This window comes from Pseudomonas sp. NFR02, from assembly GCF_900119375.1.
Lineage (GTDB): Bacteria > Pseudomonadota > Gammaproteobacteria > Pseudomonadales > Pseudomonadaceae > Aquipseudomonas > Aquipseudomonas paracarnis.
In genome coordinates this window covers 16,590-40,474 of record NZ_FPJJ01000012.1, presented here as the reverse complement: position 1 = coordinate 40,474, position 23,885 = coordinate 16,590, and the positions used below count along the sequence as shown (strand labels likewise).

Genomic DNA, 23,885 nt, shown 5'->3' with positions numbered 1-23,885 from the left:
CTCAGGGTTTGCGCAGCAAATAGGTGTCCATGATCCAGCCGTTTTCCAGGCGCGCCGCCTTGCGTACCCGTTCGATCTCTTCTGCCACGTGCGCCACTTTACCGCTGATCAGGATCTCGTCCGGCGTGCCCAGGTAGGCGCCCCAGTAAATATCCAGGTCCTGATCCGCTACGCTGCGGTAGGAATCTTCGGCGTCGAGCATCACCACCAGGGTATCGGCATCACTCGCCTGCCCCGCCGCCAGCCGTCGCCCAGTGGTGATTTCGATGGACTTGCCGATACGGTTGAGCGGCACCTTATGCTGCGCCGCCAGGGCCTGCACGCTGGTGATACCGGGGATCACTTCAAACTCGAACACACAGCGACCACTGGCAAGAATCGCCTGCAAGATACGAATGGTGCTGTCGTACAGCGCCGGGTCGCCCCAGGCCAAAAACGCCCCCACTTCGCCGTCGGCCATTTCTTCGTTGATCATGCGTTCGAAGGTCTGCTGCTTATCGCGGTTGAGGTCTTGCACGGCGGTGGTGTAGTCGATTTCACCACGCACCCGCTCCGGGCAATCGGCCTCGACAAAACGGTAGCCGGGTTCGGTGATGTAGGTGTCGCAGATTTCCCGGCGCAGGTCGATCAGCTTGTCCTTGCTCTGGCCCTTGTCCATCAGGAAGAACACGTCGGTACGGTTCAGCGCCTTCACGGCCTGCATCGTGATGTAGTCAGGGTTGCCGGCGCCAATGCCGATGATCAGGATGCGTTTCATGGGGTGCTCTCAGTGCGGGGCGTTGATTTTGCCATGTTCCGGGAATCAGGCGGAAGTTTCCAGGCGCAGGCGCCACACGCCGTTGAAGCGTAGCTCGGTGGCGGACAATGGCTCGACGTCGATCCGGTAGAACATCGCGCTCGGCAACTGCATGACGGACAGCATCGCCGCGCGGATGACGAACGGGTGGGTCACGGCGATGACATGGCCGGGGTGGGTTTCGAGGGAGTTGAGCCATTGGCCAACCCTAATGCACAACTGACCCACCGACTCGCCGCCGTGGACTGCACTGGCGCTGTCGGTGGCCCAGGTGTTCAAGGTTGCGCTGTCGAGTTGGCCGATGCGCTGGCCTTTCCATGCGCCGACATCAAGGTCGCGTAAGGCGGGGTCGACCTGGGCGTTATCGCCGAACAAGCCAGCGCTCTGGCAGGTTCTGGCCTCGGGGCCGCACAGCAGGCGTGCCTGTTGTTTGTAGCGGCCGGCCAGGGACAAGGCCGCGCCCTGCCAGTCCATCGTGACGGACTCGTCATCAGAGAAACGCCCCTGCTTTTGCAGGGGCGTGATGGCGTGGCAGATCAGGGTCAAGCGGGTGGCCGGCATGGCAATTCTCTGTACCTGTAGGAGCGAGGGGGACGCCTAGTTCTTGCTCGCGAAGAACCTCAACGATAACGCGTGCTGCCTGAATAAGCGCGGCGCCTATGAGTTTTTCGCGAGCAAGCTCGCTCCTACGGGGTGTTCGTGCTTCAAGCCAACGCAGCGCTGGCAGGCACGGTTGTCGAGTGACCGCTGGCGACAAAATCCTCCTTGCGCAACACCACCAACGCCAGCAACGACACCACCCCGGTCGCCACGTAGAAATACCACGGCGAGGTAATGTCGCCTGTCACCTTGATCAGCCAGGTGGAAATCAACGGTGCGCTGCCGCCAAATACCGCCACCGGCACGTTATAGGCCACCGCAATCCCGGTGGAACGAATGCGCGTGGGCAGCAGTTCACTCATCAGCGCATAGGTTGACGACGCGTACAGCCCGAACAAAATCGCCACCGCCATCAACGGCGCGAAGAAGGTCGCCGGGGTGGCGGTGGGGGCGGATTTGAACAGCCAGAACATCGCCAAGGTCGCCAAGGTGCCGATCACCATCAGGAACGGCTTGCGCCCGTATTTATCGGTAAAGGCCCCGCCAAATGGCATCACGAAAGCCGCCGAGAAGCTGGCGACAAACACGTACAGCAAGGTGGTGCCGCTGTCGAACTTGAGGATCTTGGCCATGTAGGTCGAGGCAAAGGTCAGCACCAGGTAGAAAATCGAGCTGTGCAAGGTGATGATAAAGAACACCAGGGCAATCGCACGCTTCCACTGCCAGACCTCGCGCAGCGGCGCCCGCGACGTTTGCCCGGCGCGTTGCAGGGCCAGGAACTCGGGGCTGTCTTCGAGCTTGAGGCGGATGTACATGGAGACAAAGCCCAGGGGCGCGGCGATCAGGAACGGTACGCGCCAGGCCCATTCCTGCATGACCTCGGCGCCCAGCACCCAGGTCATGCCATTGGCCACGGCGCCACCGAGCAGCAGGCCAAGCACGGCGGTGACCATCAGCCAGCAAGTGGCGAAGCCGCGGCGACCGGGCCCGGCGTATTCAGAGATGAAGCTGGTGACGGTGCCGATTTCGCCGCCCGCCGAGAAGCCCTGTACGCAGCGCACCAGAATCAACAGGATCGGTGCGGCGATGCCCAGGCTGGCGTAGGTCGGCAACAGGCCCAGCATCACCGTGGAGCCGGTCATCATCACCAGCGCCATGATCAGGGTTTTGCGCCGGCCGATCTTGTCCGCCAGCGGGCCAAAGAACAGCCCACCCAGAGGGCGGATAAAGAAGCTCAGTGCAAACGCGGCAAAGCTGGCCAACAGGCTGGTGGTGGGGTCATCGGAGACGAAGAACGCCTGGCCGATATAGACCGCGAGAAAGCCATACACGCCGTAGTCGTACCACTCGATCAAGTGGCCGGAGGTGGCGCCCAGAAACGCACGGCGGCGCTTGCGGACGGTGTCTTGTGCGGGATTGCCCATCGTGGGGACTCCTTGTCTGATTATCGATCCATGTTAAAGCGCGGCGATACTCGCGGTTTGCAGCCAATGCCGCAAGTCGGTCTTGAGAATCTTGCCGTAGCTGTTCTTCGGCAAATCGCTGCGCCACACATATTTTTTCGGCTTTTTGAACGAGGCCATGCGCGCCAGGAACCAGGCCGTCAGCTCGCTTTCGTCCAGCGGCTGGCCGCTGCGCGTCACGACAAAGGCCACCACCGACTCACCCCATTGCGCGTCCGGCTCGCCCACCACGCACACTTCGAACACCTCGGGATGCTGGGCCAGCACTTCCTCGACTTCACGCGGGTACACGTTGCTGCCGCCACTGATGATCACGTCCTTGGAGCGATCCGTCAGGGTCAGGTAGCCGGCCGGGTCGAGGTAGCCGATGTCGCCGGTCAGCAGCCAGCCGTCCACCAGCGTCTGGCGCGTGGCCTGCGGGTTGCGCCAATAGCCTTGCATCACCGTGGCGCCACGCACCGCGATTTCACCGCGCTCGCCGGTGGGCAGTGGCTGGTGCTCGGCATCAAGAATGCGGATCTCGACACAGGCTTGCGCGTGGCCCACCGAGGCGGCCAAGGTGGCCCAGTCGGGACGCTGGCGCTCGGCGATCAAGGCGCGTGGCAAGACGCTGATGGTCATCGGGCTCTCGCCCTGGCCGTAGATCTGCACCAGGCGCGGGCCGAAGGTGTCGACTGCTTCGCGCAGGTCGGCCAGGTACATGGGGCCGCCTCCGTAGACGATAGTCTTGATGCCGGCGCCGTTATAATCCTGGCGCCGCGCCTGCTCGACCATGCGTTTGACCATGGTCGGCGCAGCAAACAACGACACATCGCCCATGTGCTCGGCCAGCCCGAACAGCTCGGCGGCATCGAAGCCATGGGAAGCCGGCACCACATGCCGGGCGCCGCAGCGCACATGGATAAAGTTGTACAGGCCGGCGCCGTGGGACATGGGCGCGGCATACAGCGCCGCATCGTCGGCACTCACTTGATCGACATCCGTGGCGTAGCACAGCGACATGGCGATCAAGTTGCCGTGGGACAGCATCACGCCCTTGGAACGCCCGGTGGTGCCGGAGGTGTAGAACAGCCAGGCGAGGTCGTGATCCTGGCGGGGCACCGGCTGCTCCAGGCTGGGCCAACCATGGCTGGGCGGCAGCGGGTGGCCGTCCAGTTCCGTGCAATGCGCGGGCAAATCCCGCGATGAAAATACCTGGCCGCCGTCGGTAAAGATCAACCGCGCCTCGGCATTATCGGCAATCCAAGCCGCTTCGCTGGGGTGCAGCTTGGCGTTGATCGGCACCGCCACGCCGCCCATCCACCAGATGGCGTAGAGCAGTTCCAGGTAGTCGCAGCTGTTTTTCATCAGCAGCGCCACCGCGTCTCCCGGCACCAGGCCATGCTGCTCCACCAGGTGCGCGGCGCGTTGGCGCACGTGGGCGGCGAAGGTGGCGTAGTCGGCCACTTGCACGCTGCCGTCGAACAATGCCGGGCGTTGCGGGGCCCGGCGCTGGGTGTCGTGCAGCCAGTTGGCAATGTTCATGGCTCAGCTCCGGCGTGCCTGCAGGACCGAGGCGTAGTTGGCCACCGCCATGCCGCCCATGTTGAACACCAGGCCAAACTCCGGGTTGGGCACCGCCAGGCCAATCGGTTCGCCGGTCAATTGCCGGAACGCCAAGGCATGCATGGACACCCCCGTGGCACCGACGGGGTGCCCCTTGGCCTTGAGCCCGCCGGAAAGGTTCACCGGCAAGCGCCCGCCGGCGCGCACCACGCCGCTGTCGAGCACGCGATGGCCTTCGCCCTTGGGCGCCAGACCCATGGCTTCGTAGATCAGCAACTCGGCAATGGTGAAGCAGTCGTGCACCTCGGCGAAGCTCAGGTCGGCCAGGGTCACATTTGCGCCGCGCAATGCTGAATGAATCGCCCGCTGCGGGCCCTCGAAGGCGAGGATGTCGCGTTGGGCGATGGGCAGCGTGTCGTTGACCTGGGTCATTGCACGTATCTGCACCTCGCGACGAAACGCACGCGCACGTTTGGGCGAGGCGAGGATGATGGCGGCGGCGCCATCGCTGATCAACGAGCAATCGGTCAGGCGCAGGGACTCGGCCACGAACGGGTTGCTTTGGGAGACGTTGTTGCAGTGCTCGAAATTCATCTCCCGATGCATCTGCGCCAAGGGGTTGGCCATGGCATTGGAGTGGTTTTTGGTGGCGATGGCCGCCATCGAGCCCAGCGGGCAGTGGTAACGCTCGGCGTATTGGCGGGCGGCGCGGCCGAACAACTGCGGGAAACTCAGGCCGGCTTCGGCCGGGTCGTTCTGGTAACCGGCCCCGGCCAAGGCTTGGGTGACTGCGGCGGTGCTGGTGTGGGTCATCTTCTCGGCGCCCACTACCAATACCAGCTCGGCGCTGCCGGAGAGAATCGCATTGACCCCCGCCTGGATCGCTGCCGAGCCGGACGCACAGGCGTTTTCACAGCGGGTGGCAGGTTTGAAGCGCAGACCGGGGTCGGCTTGCAATAGCAATGAGGCGGCAAACCCGTCGGGCACCAGCCCCGAGTTGAAATGACCGAGGAACAACGCATCGATTTGCGACGCGTCAATCTCGGCGTCGCTCAGGGCTTCCCGGGTCACCTGGACGATCAGGTCTTCCAGCGTCGTGCCTTCCAGGCGACCAAAGCGGGAGTGACCAGCGGCAACAATGGAGACGCAATCAGCAGGCATAATCAATTTCTTCTGTTCTTGATTCGGACTTTACTTACAATGACCCACCCCTGATCGTGCGCCAATTCGTGTAACTACTTACACGGGTAAGTAGCGCCCCAGGGCATTGAACAACGAGGCAGGATGCCCCATGACCGCGCTAGCCCAGCAATTTCCCGACCTCGAACGCCTGGCGTTCAAGCTGTCCCCTGCCCCGCAGATCGTCACCAGCGACCGCGTGATTCTCGACTGCAACGACGCTTTTCTGAAGCTGTTCGGCTATACGCGCGATGCACTGGTCAACCAACTGACCCTGCTGATCTACCCGTCCCAGGCCGACTACCACGCCATCGGCAAGCGCAGCCATGACTGGCTGCTCGACAGCGACAACGGCTTTTATTCCGATGAACGCTTCATGCAGCACCACAACGGCGAAGTGTTCTGGGCCAAGTCCCACGGTTACACCCTCACCCCCAAAGACCCATTCAAACTGATGATCTGGCACTTCGAACGCCTGGACCGCATGCACCAGGGCACCGGCGACCTCACGCCCCGTGAGCGGGAAATTGCCATGCACATCGTCAACGGCTTCAAATCCAAGGAAATCGCCCTGCGCCTGGCGATCTCCCACCGCACCGTTGAGGTGCACCGGGCGCGGTTGATGAAGAAACTGCAGGCCAAGACGGTGGTGGAATTGGTATCGAAGATCATCATGGTGGCCTGACCGCAATGCCCAAAGCAGCGAAGATCAAATGTGGGAGCTGGCTTGCCTGCGAAAGCGGTCGTGCAGTCATAGATGCAGTGACTGACACGCCGTCATCGCAGGCAAGCCAGCTCCCACATTTAAATTGAGGGGCGTCAGGTAGCTGAAACGTTCAACCGAGCACGTCCATACAATTCCCCACCGCCCTGCCCCCCTAACCTCACGGCTTTCGAACCCTCAGAAGCGCTGGAGAACGGGCATGGGTAACACAACAACCAAGGTATCGCTGACATTGACGCTGCTGGCAAGCGCGATGATGAACAGCGCGTTCGCCGCCACCCCAAGCGTGGCCGTGGCGCCGCAATACGACACCAGCCATGTGTATGTGGCACCGGCCGATGTGGACCGTTTTGCCCAGAGTTTCCTCGCCACCTTCGGCGGCAAAAGCACGCCACAGGTCGTGGTCAATGTGCTGCCGGTACCGAGCAGCACCACCTCGCAACTGCTGCAAACCCCGGCGGGTACGGTGTCGTTGTTCGGCTTTACCACCCCCGTACCCCACCCGTTCGGCCAGGAACGCAACGGCTATCTGGTCAAGGACATGGACGTGGCCCTCAAGGCCGCACGGGAAAATGGCGCCGATGTGATCGTCAGCGACTTCCCCGACCCCATCGGCCGTGATGCCGTGGTGCAGTGGCCGGGTGGTGTGAACATGCAGCTCTACTGGCACACCAAGACCCCGGATTACACCGCCTTCGACACCGTGCCGGAAAACCGTGTGTATGTGTCTCACGACAGCGCCGAGCGGTTTATCAAGGCGTTCCTGGGTTTCTCCCACGGCAAGGTAGTGAGCGACGACAAGCACGCCCCAGGGGTTGATGTCGGCCAGGCCGGCGGCCACTACCGCCGCGTGGATATCGAATCGCCGTTCGGGCGCATGGCGGTGCTGGTCACCAACGGCCAACTGCCCTACCCGTTCGGCCACGACACCACCGGTTATCAGGTCGACGACCTCGCCGCCACCCTGGGCAAGGCCACCGGGTCTGGTGCCACCGTGCTGGTGCCGGCGTTCGACAGCAAAGGTCGGCGCAGTGCGTTGGTGGAGTTCCCCGGCGGTTATGTCGCAGAAATCCACCAACTCAGCGCGGCAAAATGATTCGTCACGCAGGCTGGAGCCTGGCGGTGCTGTGGCCGTTGCTTGCTGGCAGCGTGCAGGCCGACGACCCGCCGGTACGCCCGGTGATCAAGGCCAACCGCTGGCAGGAGGACTGGTCTGTGCTCAAGGACCCGGCGTTGCGCACGCAACCGCTGGACAACCTCAAGTACATCCCACTGTCCGCCGCCAACCCGTTCACCTACTTGTCGTTGGGCGCAACCTTGCGTGAACGCTTCGAGATGAACGACGCCAGCGGGTTCGGCGTGCGGGATGTACCGCGTGACCGCTACCTGATCCAGCGCTTTCAGGTGCACGCCGATTTGCACCTGAACGAACACTGGCGGCTGTTCACCCAGCTGGAAGATGTGCGGGCCTATGACAAGACCACGATTGGCGGTGCCGACCAGAACCGCGTCGACCTGCGCCTGGCCTTTGCCGAATACGTGAAGACCTTCAGCGCCGGCACCTTCAAGGCACGGGCTGGCCGCCAGGATTTCGCCTTCGACTTGCAGCGCTTCATCTCGTCACGGGACGGCCCGAATGTGCGGCAGTCCTTCGATGCGTTGTGGGCGGACTGGGAAACGCCGCAATGGCGCTTTATCGGGATCGCCAGCCAACCGGTGCAGTATCAGGATGGCCGGCATTTCGACGACAAGTCCAACAGCGACGCGCGCTTCCACATGCTGCGGGTCGAGCGGCTGGTGGGCGGCACCAATGAGCTGTCGGCCTATTACGGCGTGTACGAGCGCAGCGCCGCTCATTACCTGGACGCCGACGGCGAAGAGACGCGCCAGTTGCTGGACGCCCGCCTCGGTGGCGCAGCCCAGGGTTTCGACTGGGACGTCGAAGCCATGCTGCAACGGGGCTCGGTGGGTAGCAAGACGATTCGCGCCTGGGCCGGTGGCAGCCGCACCGGCTACACCTTTGACACCCTGGCTTGGAAGCCGCGTATCGGCCTGCAACTGGATATCGCTTCCGGTGACCGCCAGGCCGGTGATGGCCGGGTCGGCACCTTCAACCCGCTGTTCCCCAATGGCTATTACTTTTCCCTGGCGGGCTATACCGGCTACAGCAACCTGATCCACGTCAAGCCGTCGATCACCGTCAAGCCCATCGCCAAGCTCAGCGTGCAAACCGCCGTCGGCCTGCTGTGGCGGCAGACCACCGCAGACGCCGTCTACACCCAGCCCAACCTGCCCGTGGCTGGCACCGCGGGCCAAGGTGAGCGCTGGACCGGCGCCTACGGTCAACTGCGCACCGACTACGCCTTTACGTCCAACCTCAGCGGTGCGGTCGAGGCCGTGCACTATGCGGTCGGCCAGACCCTGCGTGATGCCGGTGGGCACGACAGCAATTATCTGGGCATGGAGCTCAAGTTCAGTTGGTGAGACAAGCACACCCATACAAGCCTCGGCTCAGGTTTACGGCAATAGTGATGCGGTTTTTTCACCGCCCTTTTTCAGCCCTGCAAGGAGTTTCAGATGAGCACATTCGTTGCCAAAGACGGTACCCAGATCTACTTCAAGGACTGGGGCAGCGGTAAGCCCGTGCTGTTCAGCCACGGCTGGCCGCTGGATGCGGACATGTGGGAATACCAGATGGAATACCTGAGCAGCCGTGGCTTTCGCACCATTGCCTTTGACCGTCGTGGTTTTGGCCGCTCGGACCAGCCCTGGACCGGTAACGACTACGACACCTTCGCTGACGATATCGCCCAGTTGATCGAACACCTGGACCTGCAGGACGTGACCCTGGTGGGCTTCTCCATGGGTGGCGGTGACGTGGCGCGCTACATCGCCCGCCACGGCAGTGCCCGTGTCGCCGGCCTGGTGTTGTTGGGCGCGGTCACGCCGATCTTCGGCCAGCAAGCCGACTACCCCCAAGGCGTGCCTGGTGAGGTGTTCGATGGCATCAAGGCCGGCCTGTTGAAGGATCGTGCGCAGTTCATCAGCGACTTCAACACGCCGTTCTTCGGTCTCAATAAAGGCCAGCACGTTTCAGAGGGTGTGCTCAGCCAGACCCTGCAGATCGCCATGCTTGCCTCGCTCAAGTCGACCGTGGATTGCGTCACCGCGTTCTCGCAAACCGACTTCCGCCCGGACATGGCCAAGATCGACGTACCGACCCTGGTGATCCATGGCGACGGCGACCAGATCGTGCCGTTCGACACCACCGGCAAAGTCGCGGCGCAGATGATCGAGGGCGCACAACTGAAAGTGTACAAGGATGCGCCGCACGGGTTTGCCGTGACCCACGCTCAACAGCTCAATGAAGACCTGTTGGGGTTCCTGAACCGCTGAACCACTTGAAACATCCTCTCCCTGTTTGGCCGGGAAAGCCCTGAGGGTAAGGGGTTGCTGGAGACTTTGGTATTCACGGCGGGTACGCAAACGCAAAAATAGTAAGCATCCATAAAAAAAGACGTCCAAAGACGTCTTTTTTTGTGCCTGAAATCCAGTGACGCTTACAAGGCCAGGCGCAGTTCACCCCACCACCACACCAGCCCCATAAGCCCTTTCATCGAAGCGGAGATCTCACCCACCGCTCTGCCGCTTCTTGCGCCCCTTCAACCGCCTGCTCATAACTCTCCCAATGGTCTCCCTCCACAAAGGCAGGTCGGGCATCCTCGCCTGGCAAGGTCAACCGGGCACCCACAGGAATATCCAGTGCCTGGCCCCAGCTGAAGCCAATCATCACGGTGACACCACTTTTTGTCACATATTCAACAGGATGGTCTCTATCAATACGTTCTGACATACGTCTCTCCTTGATCCGGCGCCACGTTCAGCGCCGGACGTTCGTTAGGTAAAATACCCCGTCAATGGCTACTCATGCCGGCCATGTGCATGATCCCTCGAATACCACTGGCCACAATGCCGAGTGCAACCACACTGGCGAGCCAAATAGCGATCAACCAACACACCCGTTTGTACCAGGGGCCTGCCTGATTTTGAGCCTGTGACACTTCATAGCGTTCCATGGGCCATTTCCATTGTCAGGGCCGTCGCGGCGGCCAGCATGATCATTGCCGTGCAAAACAGCAGGCTTAACTGCGCCACCTGTTTGTAAAACGGCATCGGTTTTTCAGCGTTAGTGGTAACCATCGCCAATCCTCACTTTTCCACGGAAGACGTAGTAGCTCCAGCAGGTGTACATCAGGATGATCGGCAGGATGAACAGGGTGCCGATCAGGATAAACAGCTGGCTGGACGGTGGTGATGCGGCGTCCCACAGGCTGATGGACGGCGGTACGATGTTCGGCCAGATGCTGAACGCCAGACCGATATAGCCGAGGAAGACCAGCATCAGGGTGAACACGAACGGCCAGTGGGAATGGTGGTGACGCAAGGTCTTCAACAGCCCGACCAGGGCCAGTACGCCGAGCAGCAAGAGCCCGCCGAACACCACTATGTGTGCGTGGGTGAACCAGCGCGTGGCGATTTCCGGGCGCAGCCAGGGGGTCCACACACACAGTACGGCCACCACGGCCATCAGGGCGAAGGCCAGGTAATGGCTGAACAGGCGCATCCGCGATTCCAGCATGCCTTCGGTCTTGACCAGCAACCAGGTGCTGCCCAGCAGGGCGTACGCCACCACCAGCCCTACGCCGCAGAACAGCGGGAACGGAGACAACCAGTCCAGGGTGCCGCCGGCAAACTGGCGATTTACCACCGGTATGCCGGCAATGTAGGTGCCGATCACCACGCCCTGGCAAAAGGTCGCCAGGAACGAGCCGCCGATAAACGCCATGTCCCAAATGTGCCGCTTCTGCGGGCTGGCCTTGAAGCGGAATTCAAACGCCACGCCGCGAAAGATCAGCCCGGCCAGCATGAAGATCAGCGGCAGGTACAACGCTTCCAGGATCACTGAGTACGCCAGCGGAAACGCGCCATACAACGCCGCGCCGCCCAGAATCAGCCACGTCTCGTTGCCGTCCCATACCGGCGCCACGGTGTTCATCATCACGTCGCGCTCCTGCTCGTCCGGGATCAACGGAAACAGGATGCCCAACCCCAGGTCGAAGCCGTCCATGATTACGTACATCATCACCCCGAAGGCGATGATCACGCCCCATATCAACGACAGGTCTATACCTTGAATGCCCATGTGCAATCCCCTCGATCAGTTGGTGTGGTCGCCGGACGCGAGCGTCTCGGTAACGGCGGACAGGGGACGACGTGGCGTACGGTCCTGGCCGGGGCCACCTTGGGGCGGATGGTCGTGATGGGGCTGCGGGCCCTTGCGTACCAGCTTCATCATGTAGCCGATCCCCACGGCAAACACCGAGAAGTAGATCACCACGAACAACGCCAGAGAGATGCTCAACTGCGTGACGGTATGGTTGGACGCCGCGTCGGCGGTGCGCATCAGCCCGTAGACCACCCATGGCTGGCGCCCGACTTCGGTGGTGATCCAGCCGGCGAGCATCGCGATCAGGCCGGTCGGCCCCATGAACAACACCAGGCGCAGGAACAGGCGATTGCGATACAGCGCGCCATTACGGCGCAATGCCAAGCCCAGTATCCCGGTGAGGATCATCAACATCCCCAGCCCGGCCATGATCCGGAAACTGAAGAAAATGATGGTCGAGTTCGGTCGGTCCTCTTTAGGGAAGCTCTTGAGCGCCGGGATCTGTTTGTCCAGGCTGTGGGTTAGGATCAGGCTGCCCAGGTACGGGACCTCGATCGCGTAGCGGGTCTTTTCGGCCTCCATGTCAGGGATCCCGAACAACACCAGCGGCGTCGCGCCGTCACCGACGTTTTCCCAATGCCCTTCAATCGCGGCGATTTTTGCCGGTTGATGCTCCAGGGTGTTCAGGCCATGGGCATCACCGACGACCGCCTGGATCGGTGCCACGATCAATGCCATCCACAACGCCATCGAGAGCATCTTGCGCACTGCCGGGGTGTCGTTTTTACGCAGCAGGTGCCAGGCCGCCGAGGAGCCGACGAAGAACGCCGTGGCGACAAACGCAGCGATTGCCATGTGCGTCAGGCGGAACGGGAACGACGGGTTGAAGACGATGGCGAACCAGTCCAGCGGCATCACCCGGCCATCCACGATGGAAAAGCCCTGGGGAGTTTGCATCCAGCTGTTGGAGGCCAGAATCCAGAACGTCGAGATCAACGTACCGATGGCGACCATTACGGTGGCAAAGAAGTGCAACCCACGCCCGACCCGGTTCCAGCCAAACAGCATGACCCCCAAGAAGCCCGCTTCCAGGAAGAATGCCGTCAGCACTTCATAGGTGAGCAAGGGCCCGGTGATACTCCCGGCGAAGTCCGAGAAGCGGCTCCAGTTGGTGCCGAATTCGTACGCCATGACCAGGCCCGAAACCACGCCCATACCGAAGTTGACGGCGAAGATTTTCGACCAGAAGTGATACAGATCCTTGTAGACCGGATTGTCGGTTTTCAGCCACAAGCCTTCCAGCACAGCCAGGAAACTGGCCAGGCCGATGGTGATGGCGGGAAAGATGATGTGAAACGAGACCGTGAAGGCGAACTGAATTCGCGCCAGGTCGAGCGCCTCGAGATTTAGCATGACGGTACCCTCATAGTGTCCAGTGATCAGCACAACCCAGGGCGACCTGCCGGCCGCCCCGCCCGGCTCAAGCGCCGAGTGACTGAATCAGGTTGCTGGCCGGCGCAGGTTCAAGGCGAATAGCGATGAACTTCGACGTGGGAGTGAAGGTGCGGTCGCCATAGCTTTCCAGGGGTACCAGGGGGTTGGTTTCCGGGTAATAGGCGGCAGCCTGGCCAGGCGGAATGTCGTAGGCGATCAACGTAAAGCCACTGACCCGACGCTCGCGCCCATCGCCCCACAACGACACCATGTCGACCTTTTGCCCAGGCTCGTAACCCAGCTTGCGAATGTCCTGTTCATTGACGAACACCACGTCGCGCATGCCATAAACGCCGCGATAGCGGTCATCGAGCCCGTACAACGTGGTGTTGTACTGGTCGTGGGAACGCATGGTCTGCAGAATCAGGTCCGGCTTGACGTCGAGGTTGCGTACGCCTTCGCTGACCAGGTGGGCGGGCAACTCGCTCGGAGCAAACTGCGCTTTACCGCTGTCGGTATGCCAGATGCGGTGCGCGGCGTTGTTGCGCAGGTGGAAGCCGCCCGGGTGCAGCAGTTTTGTGTTGAAGTCCTTGAAGCCGGGAATGGTGTCGGCGATCAAGTCACGGATGCGGCCGTAGTCGGCCACCGTCCACAGCCAGTCAATGGGGTGCTTGCCCAGGGTCGCATTGGCGATCCCGGCGATGATGGCCGGTTCAGAGCGCATCAAGGGCGACTTGGGTTTCAGTTGGCCGTGGGAGATGTGCACCATGCTGAAGGTGTCTTCCACGGTCACGCCTTGCGGGCCCTCGGCCTGAATGTCGATATCGGTACGGCCCAGGCACGGCAGGATCAAGGCTTCGCGGCCGGTCACCAGGTGGCTTCGGTTGAGCTTGGTGGCGATGTGCACGGTCAGGTCGCACTTGCGCAATGCCGCATGGGTGCGTGGGGTGTCCGGCGTCGCTTGGGCAAAATTGCCACCCAGGCCGATGAAGACTTTGGCGAGCCCCTGTTCCATGGCGGCAATCGCCATCACAGTGTTGTGACCATGGCGGCGCGGTACCTTAAAGTGAAAGCGCGCTTCCAGCGCATCGATCAGCTCCGGTGGCGCCAGCTCGTTGATGCCCATGGTGCGGTCGCCCTGCACGTTACTGTGCCCACGCACCGGCGACAGCCCTGCGCCTGGCCGGCCGATATTGCCGCGCAACAGTTGCACGTTGATGATTTCCTGTACGGTCACCACCGAGTGCACATGCTGGGTCACGCCCATCGCCCAGCACATGATCACCCGGTTGGCGCGGCGGTACATGCGCGCCGCCAGCTCGATGTCGGCAAGGCTAAGGCCCGATTGCTCGACGATATGCTCCCACGAGGTGGCGTCGACCTGTGCCAGGTACTGTTCGAGACCCGAGGTGTGTTCGGCAATGAATGTGCGGTCGAACACCGCCTCGCCATTGTTTTCCAGTGCATCACGCTCCCATTCCAGCAGGAACTTGGCGATGCCTCGAAAGGCCGCCATGTCGCCGCCCAGCGCCGGACGAAAGTACGCCGACGAGGTGGGTTCGGAACCGTTGGTGAGCATCTCCAGCGGATGCTGCGGGTGTTGGAAACGTTCCAGCCCACGCTCTTTGAGTGGGTTGAAACAGATCACCTGGGCGCCGCGCTTCACCGCCTCGCGCAGTGGCTCAAGCATGCGTGGGTGGTTGGTACCGGGGTTCTGGCCGATAACGAAAATCGCGTCGGCTTCCCCCAGGTCATCAAACGTCACCGTGCCTTTGCCCACGCCGACACTGTCGTCCATGCCCAGGCCGCTCGCTTCGTGGCACATGTTCGAACAGTCGGGGAAGTTGTTGGTGCCGTAGGCGCGCACGAACAGCTGGTACAGATACGCCGCTTCGTTACTGGCCCGGCCCGAGGTATAGAACTCCGCCTGGTCCGGCGACTCCAGTTCCTTCAGGTGCTTGGCGATCAGGGCAAAGGCGTCGTCCCAACTGGTTTCGACATAACGATCCAGCGAGGCGTCGTAGCGCATCGGATGGGTCAGGCGCCCCTGGTATTCGAGCCAATAGTCACTTTGCGCCGCCAGCGACGACACCGTGTATTTATTGAAGAACGCCGGGTTGACCAGGCGCCCGGTGGCTTCCCAGTTCACCGCCTTGGCGCCGTTCTCGCAGAACTTGACCATGCCGCCTTCCGGCGATTCGCCCCATGCACAACCCGGGCAGTCAAAACCGCCATTCTGGTTGGTCTTGAGCATCGCGCGGATGTTCTTGAACGCGTTTTCACTGCCCAGCCAGCTTTGCGTCACCGCAATCAGCGCGCCCCAACCTGCGGCCGCCCCCTTGTACGGTTTATAACGTTCAACTTCGCTCATGGTAATTCTCCAAGACTTCACACGTAGGCGCGGGCCTAACTAAAGCCCTTATTGATGATTATTTTTCAGGCACTGCAAAACGCAAATCGGTTTAAAGCCCACTAAACCGGGTTCACGTCGACCGGTTTTAAGGGTCCAACATCGAGTTACGCATTTAGCCTATGCCGTGCATAAACAGCCTGTCTAATCACAAATAATGACCACTTCATCGACATGCTCTATCACGATAAATTGTTTTAAAAATCAAAAAGATAAAATAATAAAAGTCGAATAAAACCCCCAATCAAAAGCCCATAGATTTCGTCGATCACTCGGTTGCTAATAGTGATTAGACGCGGCATTAAAACAACTCTAGCCTTGCTTTAAATAACGCGCTTACCTACATCGAGCGTCCAAACACCGTAGTTACACGCTCAGCGTCGCTGCCGAGGTTTTAATGACCGATCAAGTCTTGATGGATAGTTTTTCTCGCCGGGTCGACTACCTCAGGATGTCGGTGACCGACCGCTGCGATTTCCGCTGTGTGTATTGCATGGCCGAAGACATGGAATTCCTGCCACGCCAGAAAATCCTGACGTTGGAAGAGCTGTATCAACTGGCGCAGAGTTTTGTCGCACTGGGCACGCGCAAAATCCGCCTGACAGGCGGTGAACCCTTGATTCGTCCGGGCGTGGTCGAGCTGTGCAAGCGCATCGCGACGCTGCCCGGCCTGCGCGAGTTGTGCATGACCACCAACGGCTCGCAACTGGGCAAGCTGGCCGCGCCGCTGTTCGATGCCGGGCTCAAGCGCCTCAACATCAGCCTCGACAGCCTTGACCCCAAGCGCTTTCGTGAACTGACGCGCACCGGTGACCTGGCCAAGGTCATCGCCGGTATCGATGCGGCGAATGCGGCGGGCTTCCAACGCACCAAGCTCAACTGCGTGGTGATGAAGGGCCGCAACGACCACGAAATCAACGACCTCGTGGCGTTCGCCATTGACCGCGGCCTGGATATTTCCTTCATTGAAGAAATGCCCCTGGGGGTCATCAGCGAACACAGCCGTGCCGAGGCGTTCTATTCCAGCGCGCAGGTGCGCGAGCGTATCGCCGAGCGCTACACCCTGATCGACTCGGCAGAATCGACCCAGGGGCCTTCGCGTTACTGGCGCCTGGCCGAGGCGCCGCATATTCGCCTGGGCTTTATTTCACCCCACAGCCACAACTTCTGCGGCACTTGTAACCGCGTGCGCCTGACGGTTGAAGGCCGGTTGTTGCTGTGCCTGGGCAACGAGCATTCGGTCGATCTCAAGGAGGTGCTGCGGCGCTATCCGGGTGAACCAAAACGCCTGGAGAGTGCCATCGTCGAGTCGATGAAACTCAAGCCGTATCGGCACAACTTCGAGCTCAATGATGACGTGCAGGTTGTCCGCTTCATGAACATGACCGGTGGTTAACCCATCCGGTTTTATCCCTTCGCATTAAGGCCATTGCCCATGATCGTCAGAGCCAAACCCAACCTGATCGGTGTATTGACTTCGCTCAAGGGCTCCGTGGCCCGGCGTATCGCACTGCGTAGCCTGCTGGTGACACTGCTGGCCTCGGTGATTGTGCTGGTGGAGACCCTTCAGCCGGCGTACTTCTCCAAGGTCAACGCCACGCCGTTCACGCTGCTGGGCTTGTCACTTTCAATCTTCATGAGTTTTCGCAACAACGCCTGCTATGACCGCTGGTACGAAGGGCGCAAAGCCCTCGGCACCATGGTGATGGATGTGCGCGTCATGATTCGCGAAACCCAGGTGATCAAGGATGCTCGCCAACGCAAAGAGATCCTGCGCAACCTGTGCGGGTTCGCCCACGCACTGAACGCCAGGCTGCGCAATGAAAATGAGTCCATCGCGGCAGCGCCCTGGCTCGACAAGCTGCCGTCGGCTAGCACCCCGAATATCCCGGAAAGCATTATCGGCCGCGTGACCCAGCAGTGTTCGGCGCTGGCCGAATCGGGGGGCTTCAGTGAATGGCGCTACCAACTGATGGCCCGGCACTTGAGCAACCTGACCCGTACGCAGACGATTTGCGAGCGCATCAAAAGTACGCCGCTGCCCTTCCCGTACACCCTCTTGTTGCACCGTACCAGCTACATGTTCTGCATCTTGCTGCCCTTCGCCATGGCCGAACCCCTGGGTTGGCTGACGCCGGTCTTCACCGCCATCGTGAGCTACACGTTTTTTGGGCTGGACGCGATTGGCGATGAGCTGGAAGACCCCTTCGGCTACGACGAAAACGACCTGCCAACCAATGCCATCGTGCGCACGATTGAACGCGAAGTGCTGCACGCCAACGGCGCGACACAACTGCCGCCCGTGCTCCAACCCATTGATTGTGTACTGAACTGACCCGAGGCCCCCATGAACGAACGCTCCCACACACTGACCCATCTGGACGCCGCAGGCCGGGCCTGCATGGTCGACGTCACGGACAAAGCAGCAACCACCCGTGAGGCCCAAGCCCAGGCCTGGGTGCGCATGCAGCCGTCCACGCTGCAACTGATCCAGGCTAACGGGCACCCCAAGGGCGACGTGTTTGCGGTGGCTCGTATCGCCGGGATCATGGCGGCGAAGAAAACCCATGAACTGATCCCGCTCTGCCACCCGCTGATGCTCAGTTCGATTCACCTCGAACTGCGTGCTGTCGAGCCCGACAGCGTGCAGATCATCAGCACCTGCCGGCTCAACGGCCAGACCGGCGTCGAGCTCGAAGCCCTGACCGCCGCCAGCGTAGCGGCCTTGACGATCTATGACATGTGCAAAGCGGTGGACCGCGGGATGATCATCGACCGGATCCAGTTGCTCAAAAAACAGGGTGGCAAGTCGGGCACCTTTGTCGCGGGTGACGCGCAATGATCCTGGTCAATTACTTTGCGCGCTATCGGGAACAGCTGGGCATCGGCGGCGAAAAAATCGCCTTGGACGGGTCGCTGCGCACCATTGCCGACCTCAGGCAACACCTGTGCGCCCGAGGTGAAACCTGGCAGCAAGTGCTCGGTGAGACCAGCCTCATGTGCGCATTGAACCAGGAGCTGTGCACACCCGACGCGCCGATAGAAGATTTCGATGAAATCGCCTTCTTCCCCCAAGTGACCGGAGGTTGACCAATGCCTGTTCAGGTTCAGACCGAGCTGTTTGATCTGGGTGAACTGACCCGCAGCCTACATGCCGAAGAGCCGGGCGTCGGCGCCGTAGCCACCTTTGTCGGCTATGTGCGCGATCTCAATCAGGGGGATCAGGTCAGCGAATTGTTCCTTGAACATTACCCGGGAATGACCGAACGCTCGCTGCAGCAGATCATCGATAGAGCCCATCAACGCTGGCCCCTGCAACGGGCGAGCATCGTCCACCGCGTGGGGGCATTGAAGGTCGGTGAACCCATCGTGTTCGTCGGTGTTGCCAGCGAACATCGCCAGGAAGCCTTCGATGCCTGCAATTTTTTGATGGACTACCTGAAGACTCAGGCACCTTTCTGGAAGCGTGAACACACGCCGTCCGGAGAACGCTGGGTAGAGGGGAGAGAAAGTGACCAACTGGCGGTAAACCGCTGGACTGCATGACGCCCCCGCGGTAGGGGCGAGCTGGCTCCTACAGTGGCGGTGGCGGTATTTGAGGACAGTGCATGCCGCGTCAGAACAAGTCGCAGAAAGGAATGAAACGCGCTGTGTCACCGCGCTGCAAGGTGCAGCCCTCGGGGATTTCAAGCAGGCCGTCCGCCCACGAAGCTCCCAGCAGCACGCCTGAGCTCTGGTTCGGATACAGAATCGCCCGGCCCTCCTCCAGCTTGGTCCGCAGGTATTCGCGACGGCTGCCTGCTTTCGGCCAGTCAAACCCGACGTTAACCGGGAAGCTCAGGGGCGTGACGTCATCAACACCCTGGATACGCAACAGGTAAGCCCGTGCCAGCAGGCCGAACGTCACCAGTGCCGAGGCCGGATTGCCTGGCAAGCCGATGACAGGCACGTTACCGTAATAGCCCACGGTCAAAGGCTTTCCCGGTTTGATCGCGAGTTTCCAGAATAACGGCTTACCGCTATCGCGCAGCACCTGGCCAAGGCAGTCGGCGTCTCCGGCTGACACCCCACCGGTGGTCAGGATCAAGTCGGCGGCAGGTTGCAACTGTTCCAGCTTGAGCCGCGTGTGCTGCGGCTGGTCGGGAAGAATACCGCCATCGATGACGTCACAACCCAATGCACTCAGCCAATGGCTAAGCAAAATGCGATTGCTATTGTAGATACAGCCAGGCTTCAGCGTCGTCCCCGGCTCAGCCAGTTCGTCCCCCGTGGACAGCAATGCCACCCGTGGGCGGAGTACCACCGATACATGGGTACAGCCTTGCGCGGCCGCGATGGCCAGCGCGAAAGGCCCGAGTCGCTTGCCGGCAGCGAGCAACACCTGCCCGGCACGGTTTTCCTGGCCTTGCGCACGGATATTCTGACCCGCGCTAAGCGCCTGCTTGAAACGTACCCGTCCGTCCTCCAGTTGCTCGGCGTTCTCTTGCATCTCCACGCAATTGGCCCCAAGGGGTACCGGTGCGCCGGTGAAGATTCGAGCGCAGGTGCCCGGCAGCAATGCCTCAGGTGTATGCCCGGCGAAAATCTGTTGCGACACGGTCAGCGGCTGGCCTTTCCAGTCGTCGACGTTCAAGGCGTATCCGTCCATGGCACTGTTCGGCCACGGCGGCAGATCCAGGGTCGCGATCAAGTCATTGGCCAGCACCCGTTGCCGTGCGTCGCTCAATGCTATCGACTCACTGCCTTGCAGGCGTCGCGCCTGCGCCATGGCCAACAGTGAAGCGATAGCCTCCTCCACTGACATAAGCTGTGACGGGCTCATCCCCGGGACTCGCACAAGGCCACCGATTTGAGGTGCGGCACAAAATTGCACGGCCTGTGGCGCGCATCCAGCTGCTCGGCGAGGATACCCTCCCACGCCGTGCGGCAAGCGCCCGTCGAGCCCGGCAGGCAGCACACCAGCGTACCGTTGGCCAAACCGGCCAAGGCACGACTCTGTACCGTGGAGGTACCGATATCGAGGATGGATATCGCACGGAACAACTCACCAAAACCGTCAATCTGCTTGTCCAGCAAACAGTGGACCGCTTCAGGCGTACTGTCGCGCCCGGTGAAGCCTGTGCCCCCGGTAATCAGTACCACCTGAATCTGCTCGTCGGCGATCCAGGTCGCGACCTGCGCGCGGATTTTATACAGGTCATCCTTTAGCAGGTTGCGCTCGCTCAAACGGTGACCCGCCTCCAGCAGCCGGCTGACCAGCAGTTGCCCGGAGGTATCGTTGGCATATTCACGGGTATCACTGACGGTCAACACGGCCATATTCAGCGGAACAAATAATGCATCCGACTTCACGCTCATGTCACTCTCCTACAAGCCATTATTGAAACGATCACCAGAGGCTAAAGCGCCCATACAGCCACTGTCTAATCGTTACAGTCGACCGGATTATCGAGCGCTTCTATCACTGATATTTCCGGACGCCATTCACCGGTGATCGAGTGAGTCGATCAATCCTTCAATAGTCATGATTGGACGTACAGGCGCGAGAATGAGATCGTCTGCTCATCTCAATTCGCGGTACTCCTGTCATGCCATCGCGCTGCTCTCCTGAAGCTGCATCCAGCCCCTGTTCGATACTCCTGCTGGCGGGCGGGCGCGGGGCACGTATGGGCGGGCGGGACAAAGGATTACTGGTGTGGAAAGATAAGCCGCTGATTGCCCATGTACAGGCCATCGTCCGTCCGTTCACCGACGACTTGATTATTTCCTGCAACCGCAATGCAGCACGTTATCGCGCGTATGCCGATCAATTGGTCGAAGACTCACAAAAGGATTTCCCGGGCCCCTTGGCCGGTGTTTTGGCCGGAGTTTCCGTTGCGCACCATCCCTGGCTGCTGGTGCTTGCCTGTGATGCTCCGAATATTGATGCCGCACTGATCAGAGCAATGCTCGAGGCGCGTCCCACGACCGGCGCCGCGCTAATGATCCAGCAGGCCGGGCAATGGCAGCCCATGTTCAGCCTGATCCCAACGGCGTTGTTGCCGCAGTTGAACCAGGCCTGGGATGAAGGCGAACGCAGCCTGCTGCGCGCGCTGCTCAAGCATGAGCTGGTGGCATTGACCTGCGTAAGCGACGATCTGCGCCTGAGCAATTTCAATACCCCTGAATGGCTGGCTGGGCAATCATTAGCGTGCACCGAAGAAGTCGACGGCACATTAATTAAAAGGGCAGAAACAGAATCGCTAAAATAATCCGCGAGTTCTGGCCACCAGCGTTAATAATTACCCCTCATTTATTCCGCAACAGGTGCTTTAGTGGATATCAAGCAGCTTAAATTCCTCATCGCGCTGGAGCAGACCCGGCACTTCGGCCAGGCGGCTGCGCGTTGCCACATCACCCAGCCGACCTTGTCGATGCGTTTACGTAATCTGGAGGATGAGCTGGGCCTGGAATTGGTTACCCGGGGCCAGCGTTTCGAAGGCTTTACACAGGCCGGTGAACGCGTGCTCGCCTGGGCCAGGACCTTGCTCGCCGCCCATGACGGGTTGTTCGCCGAAGCTGCAGCCTGTCGCGGCCAACTGGTCGGTAATTTGCGTCTGGGTCTGGTGCCGCTCAGCGGCTTCAATCCGATCAGCTACATTCAGGGCCTATCCCATACCTTCCCGGAACTCAAGTTCAACCTGACCTCGATGAGCTCGGACAAGATCATCGAAGCGCTGGGCACTAACCAACTGGACCTGGGGGTGTGTTACCTGGACCACGTAAACGCCAATTACCTAGAGTTTTTCGAACTGGGCGAAACCCGCGTCGGCCTGCTGTACGACACGCGCCACTTCCATTTCGAAGGCACCGAAATGAGCTGGGAAGACGCCGCCGAACTGCCCCTAGGCATGATCAGCAATGGCATGCACTATCGAAAGTCCATTGACCTGAGCTTTCGCAGCCGCGGCCTCGACCCCCAACCCATACTCGAGAGCGATTCGACGTATCAGCTGTTCCAGGCGATCCACAACGGTTTTTGCTGCGCGATTATGCCTCTGGACAGCGGCTTGGAAAGCCCGATCGAAAACCTGGCCTTTATCAACCTCCCGGACGCCAGCGTACTCGCGCCGCTGGGCATGGTGATGCGCAAAACCGAACCCCGCTCGGCCATCGCCGAAAAGTGTTTTGCGCAAGCCCAGAAATTGTTTGCCGCCAAGGGTACGGTCTAGCGTACGGGAGGGATGTTGAGGGAGAGAGCAATGACTGCATTGCTACGCGAACCCGGCCTCATCGTGCTGAACTGCTTGCGCCGCCACACGGTCCCAACCCATACGCTCATCGCTACAGGAATTTTTCCATGACGCTTCCCCAAGAAATGACCCTGATCGAAATCACCACCCCTGGCGGGCCCGAGGTCTTGCAGCCGCGCAGCGCCGACGTGCCAGTGGCCGGGCCAGGCGAGATTCTGATTCGCGTGCACGCCGCCGGGGTCAACCGCCCAGACGCCTTGCAGCGCGCGGGCAAATACCCGATGAAGCCCGGCATGAGCCCGATCCCGGGGTTGGAAGTGGCCGGTGAAGTGGTGGCGCTGGGCACTGGCGTGAACGAATACAGCCTGGGCGACAAGGTCTGTGCCCTGACCAATGGCGGCGGCTATGCGCAGTATTGCGCGGTGCCGGCCAGCCAGGCGCTGCCGATCCCTGCGGGCATGGACTGGATTCAGGCCGCTGCCGTGCCGGAAACGTTCTTCACGGTCTGGGCCAACCTGTTCGGCCTCGGCGGTGCCCATAAGGGCCAGCGCGCATTGATCCACGGCGGCACCAGTGGCATCGGTACCACCGCGTTGATGCTCTGCCAGGAGTTCGGCATCCAGGCATTCGCCACGGCGGGCAGCGCCGACAAATGCGCGGCGATTGCCAAGCTCGGTGCCGAGCCGATCAACTACCGCGAACAGGACTTTGCCGAGGTCATCGCCAAACAGACCGACGGCAAAGGCGTCAACGTGATCCTCGATATCATGGGCGCCTCGTACCTGAACAATAACCTCAAGGCCCTGGGCATGGACGGCCACCTGGTGATCCTCGGCTTCCTCGGTGGCGGCAAGGCCAACGACGTCGACCTGCTGACCATCCTCGGCAAACGCGCGGTGATCACCGGCTCGCTGCTGCGGGCCCGCACGCGGGAAGAAAAGGCCGAGATTGCCCAGCAACTGCGCGAACACGTGTGGCCGGTACTCAGTGCCGGGCGCTGCCTACCGATGATCGACCAGGTCTACGCCTACACCGACGCCGCCCAGGCCCATGCGCGGATGGAAGGTGGGGACCATATCGGCAAGATTGTGTTGCGGGTGGAGTGAGGCGATTCGACTTGCCCGCGAAGGTGGTGTGTCAGTCACTGTATCTGTTACTGCACGACCGCTTTCGCAGGCAAGCCAGCTCCCACATTTGATCTTCATTGCTTCGAGCATAGCGTTCGTTTAACTGACCGGCGTTAGGGCAAGCCTCCTCCCACACTGGATATAACAC

General features: G+C 60.9%; 24 protein-coding genes. 12 read left to right on the top strand and 12 right to left on the bottom strand.

Annotated features, from left to right (window positions below; translation table 11 throughout):
• Window position 1: 1 nt before the first annotated feature.
• The 5 genes from cobF to BT199_RS25680 form a co-directional block, all read right to left on the bottom strand.
• Window positions 2–757: a precorrin-6A synthase (deacetylating) gene (gene cobF, locus BT199_RS25700; RefSeq protein WP_019817301.1), complete on the bottom strand. Its 756-nt coding sequence runs from the start codon at window positions 755–757 to the stop codon at window positions 2–4.
• Between the two features lie 45 nt (window positions 758–802).
• The gene (locus BT199_RS25695) at window positions 803–1,357 is read right to left on the bottom strand and encodes a histidine phosphatase family protein (RefSeq protein ID WP_014718104.1); all 555 of its coding nucleotides are present in this window, start codon (window positions 1,355–1,357) and stop codon (window positions 803–805) included.
• Window positions 1,358–1,500: 143 nt separating this feature from the next.
• Window positions 1,501–2,820: an MFS transporter gene (locus BT199_RS25690; protein WP_072435736.1), complete on the bottom strand. Its 1,320-nt coding sequence runs from the start codon at window positions 2,818–2,820 to the stop codon at window positions 1,501–1,503.
• Between the two features lie 33 nt (window positions 2,821–2,853).
• Entirely contained in the window at window positions 2,854–4,383 is a 1,530-nt protein-coding gene (locus BT199_RS25685) for a class I adenylate-forming enzyme family protein (protein WP_072435735.1), read from the bottom strand.
• A gap of 3 nt (window positions 4,384–4,386) precedes the next feature.
• On the bottom strand, window positions 4,387–5,565 hold the full coding sequence (locus tag BT199_RS25680) for an acetyl-CoA acetyltransferase (protein ID WP_014718101.1): 1,179 nt from the start codon (window positions 5,563–5,565) through the stop codon (window positions 4,387–4,389).
• Between the two features lie 130 nt (window positions 5,566–5,695).
• Between BT199_RS25680 and BT199_RS25675 the strand changes: the two genes are divergently transcribed.
• The 4 genes from BT199_RS25675 (at window position 5,696) to BT199_RS25660 (ending at window position 9,703) form a co-directional block, all read left to right on the top strand.
• Entirely contained in the window at window positions 5,696–6,268 is a 573-nt protein-coding gene (locus BT199_RS25675; protein WP_003190613.1) for a LuxR C-terminal-related transcriptional regulator, read from the top strand.
• 238 nt (window positions 6,269–6,506) lie between these two features.
• Window positions 6,507–7,403: a VOC family protein gene (locus tag BT199_RS25670; RefSeq protein WP_072435734.1), complete on the top strand. Its 897-nt coding sequence runs from the start codon at window positions 6,507–6,509 to the stop codon at window positions 7,401–7,403.
• Window positions 7,400–8,791 (top strand): alginate export family protein, encoded by a 1,392-nt coding sequence (locus tag BT199_RS25665; RefSeq protein WP_072435733.1) that lies wholly within the window; start codon window positions 7,400–7,402, stop codon window positions 8,789–8,791. The genes BT199_RS25670 and BT199_RS25665 overlap by 4 nt, the downstream gene beginning before the upstream one ends.
• A 93-nt stretch (window positions 8,792–8,884) precedes the next feature.
• Complete coding sequence (locus BT199_RS25660; RefSeq protein ID WP_014718098.1) at window positions 8,885–9,703, top strand: alpha/beta fold hydrolase; 819 nt, start codon at window positions 8,885–8,887, stop codon at window positions 9,701–9,703.
• Between the two features lie 217 nt (window positions 9,704–9,920).
• Here the strand turns inward: BT199_RS25660 and BT199_RS25655 are convergent, their stop codons facing one another.
• From BT199_RS25655 to BT199_RS25635, 5 genes are all read right to left on the bottom strand, one after another.
• Window positions 9,921–10,160: a hypothetical protein gene (locus tag BT199_RS25655; protein ID WP_072435732.1), complete on the bottom strand. Its 240-nt coding sequence runs from the start codon at window positions 10,158–10,160 to the stop codon at window positions 9,921–9,923.
• Between the two features lie 61 nt (window positions 10,161–10,221).
• Complete coding sequence (locus BT199_RS25650) at window positions 10,222–10,383, bottom strand: DUF2474 domain-containing protein (RefSeq protein WP_072435731.1); 162 nt, start codon at window positions 10,381–10,383, stop codon at window positions 10,222–10,224.
• A gap of 110 nt (window positions 10,384–10,493) precedes the next feature.
• Window positions 10,494–11,510: a cytochrome d ubiquinol oxidase subunit II gene (gene cydB / locus BT199_RS25645; RefSeq protein WP_072435730.1), complete on the bottom strand. Its 1,017-nt coding sequence runs from the start codon at window positions 11,508–11,510 to the stop codon at window positions 10,494–10,496.
• A gap of 15 nt (window positions 11,511–11,525) precedes the next feature.
• Complete coding sequence (locus BT199_RS25640) at window positions 11,526–12,947, bottom strand: cytochrome ubiquinol oxidase subunit I (RefSeq protein ID WP_072435729.1); 1,422 nt, start codon at window positions 12,945–12,947, stop codon at window positions 11,526–11,528.
• Window positions 12,948–13,014: 67 nt separating this feature from the next.
• Window positions 13,015–15,339 carry an FdhF/YdeP family oxidoreductase gene (locus tag BT199_RS25635; protein ID WP_072435728.1) on the bottom strand — a complete coding sequence of 775 codons (2,325 nt, stop codon included), beginning with the start codon at window positions 15,337–15,339 and terminating at the stop codon, window positions 13,015–13,017.
• 436 nt (window positions 15,340–15,775) lie between these two features.
• Here BT199_RS25635 and moaA point away from each other — a divergent pair, with 436 nt between their 5' ends.
• From moaA to moaE, 5 genes are read left to right on the top strand one after another with little or no spacing between them, the layout of a single operon-like run.
• Window positions 15,776–16,774 (top strand): GTP 3',8-cyclase MoaA, encoded by a 999-nt coding sequence (moaA, locus tag BT199_RS25630; protein WP_072435727.1) that lies wholly within the window; start codon window positions 15,776–15,778, stop codon window positions 16,772–16,774.
• Window positions 16,775–16,813: 39 nt separating this feature from the next.
• Window positions 16,814–17,713: a bestrophin family protein gene (locus tag BT199_RS25625; RefSeq protein WP_072435726.1), complete on the top strand. Its 900-nt coding sequence runs from the start codon at window positions 16,814–16,816 to the stop codon at window positions 17,711–17,713.
• A gap of 12 nt (window positions 17,714–17,725) precedes the next feature.
• Complete coding sequence (gene moaC, locus BT199_RS25620; RefSeq protein ID WP_072435725.1) at window positions 17,726–18,220, top strand: cyclic pyranopterin monophosphate synthase MoaC; 495 nt, start codon at window positions 17,726–17,728, stop codon at window positions 18,218–18,220.
• A complete protein-coding gene (moaD, locus tag BT199_RS25615; protein ID WP_072435724.1) occupies window positions 18,217–18,468 on the top strand; it encodes a molybdopterin converting factor subunit 1 in 252 nt (83 codons plus the stop codon). The genes moaC and moaD overlap by 4 nt, the downstream gene beginning before the upstream one ends.
• Window positions 18,469–18,471: 3 nt before the next feature.
• Window positions 18,472–18,924, top strand: a complete 453-nt coding sequence (moaE, locus tag BT199_RS25610) for a molybdopterin synthase catalytic subunit MoaE (RefSeq protein WP_072435723.1) — start codon at window positions 18,472–18,474, stop codon at window positions 18,922–18,924.
• Window positions 18,925–18,994: 70 nt separating this feature from the next.
• On the opposite strand, the gene glp is transcribed toward moaE, so the two are convergent.
• Together glp and moaB are read right to left on the bottom strand one after the other, a co-directional pair.
• Entirely contained in the window at window positions 18,995–20,200 is a 1,206-nt protein-coding gene (glp, locus tag BT199_RS25605) for a molybdopterin molybdotransferase MoeA (RefSeq protein WP_072435722.1), read from the bottom strand.
• Complete coding sequence (gene moaB, locus BT199_RS25600; protein WP_072435721.1) at window positions 20,197–20,736, bottom strand: molybdenum cofactor biosynthesis protein B; 540 nt, start codon at window positions 20,734–20,736, stop codon at window positions 20,197–20,199. The genes glp and moaB overlap by 4 nt, the downstream gene beginning before the upstream one ends.
• Before the next feature lie 230 nt (window positions 20,737–20,966).
• On the opposite strand from moaB, the gene mobA reads away from it, so the two are divergent.
• The 3 genes from mobA (at window position 20,967) to BT199_RS25585 (ending at window position 23,716) form a co-directional block, all read left to right on the top strand.
• The gene (gene mobA / locus BT199_RS25595; RefSeq protein WP_083535096.1) at window positions 20,967–21,629 is read left to right on the top strand and encodes a molybdenum cofactor guanylyltransferase MobA; all 663 of its coding nucleotides are present in this window, start codon (window positions 20,967–20,969) and stop codon (window positions 21,627–21,629) included.
• A 63-nt stretch (window positions 21,630–21,692) separates the two neighbouring features.
• Window positions 21,693–22,589 (top strand): LysR family transcriptional regulator, encoded by an 897-nt coding sequence (locus BT199_RS25590; protein ID WP_072435720.1) that lies wholly within the window; start codon window positions 21,693–21,695, stop codon window positions 22,587–22,589.
• A 128-nt stretch (window positions 22,590–22,717) separates the two neighbouring features.
• Window positions 22,718–23,716, top strand: coding sequence for an NAD(P)H-quinone oxidoreductase (locus BT199_RS25585; RefSeq protein ID WP_072435719.1), 999 nt, complete (start codon window positions 22,718–22,720; stop codon window positions 23,714–23,716).
• The last annotated feature ends 169 nt before the right edge of the window (window positions 23,717–23,885 follow it).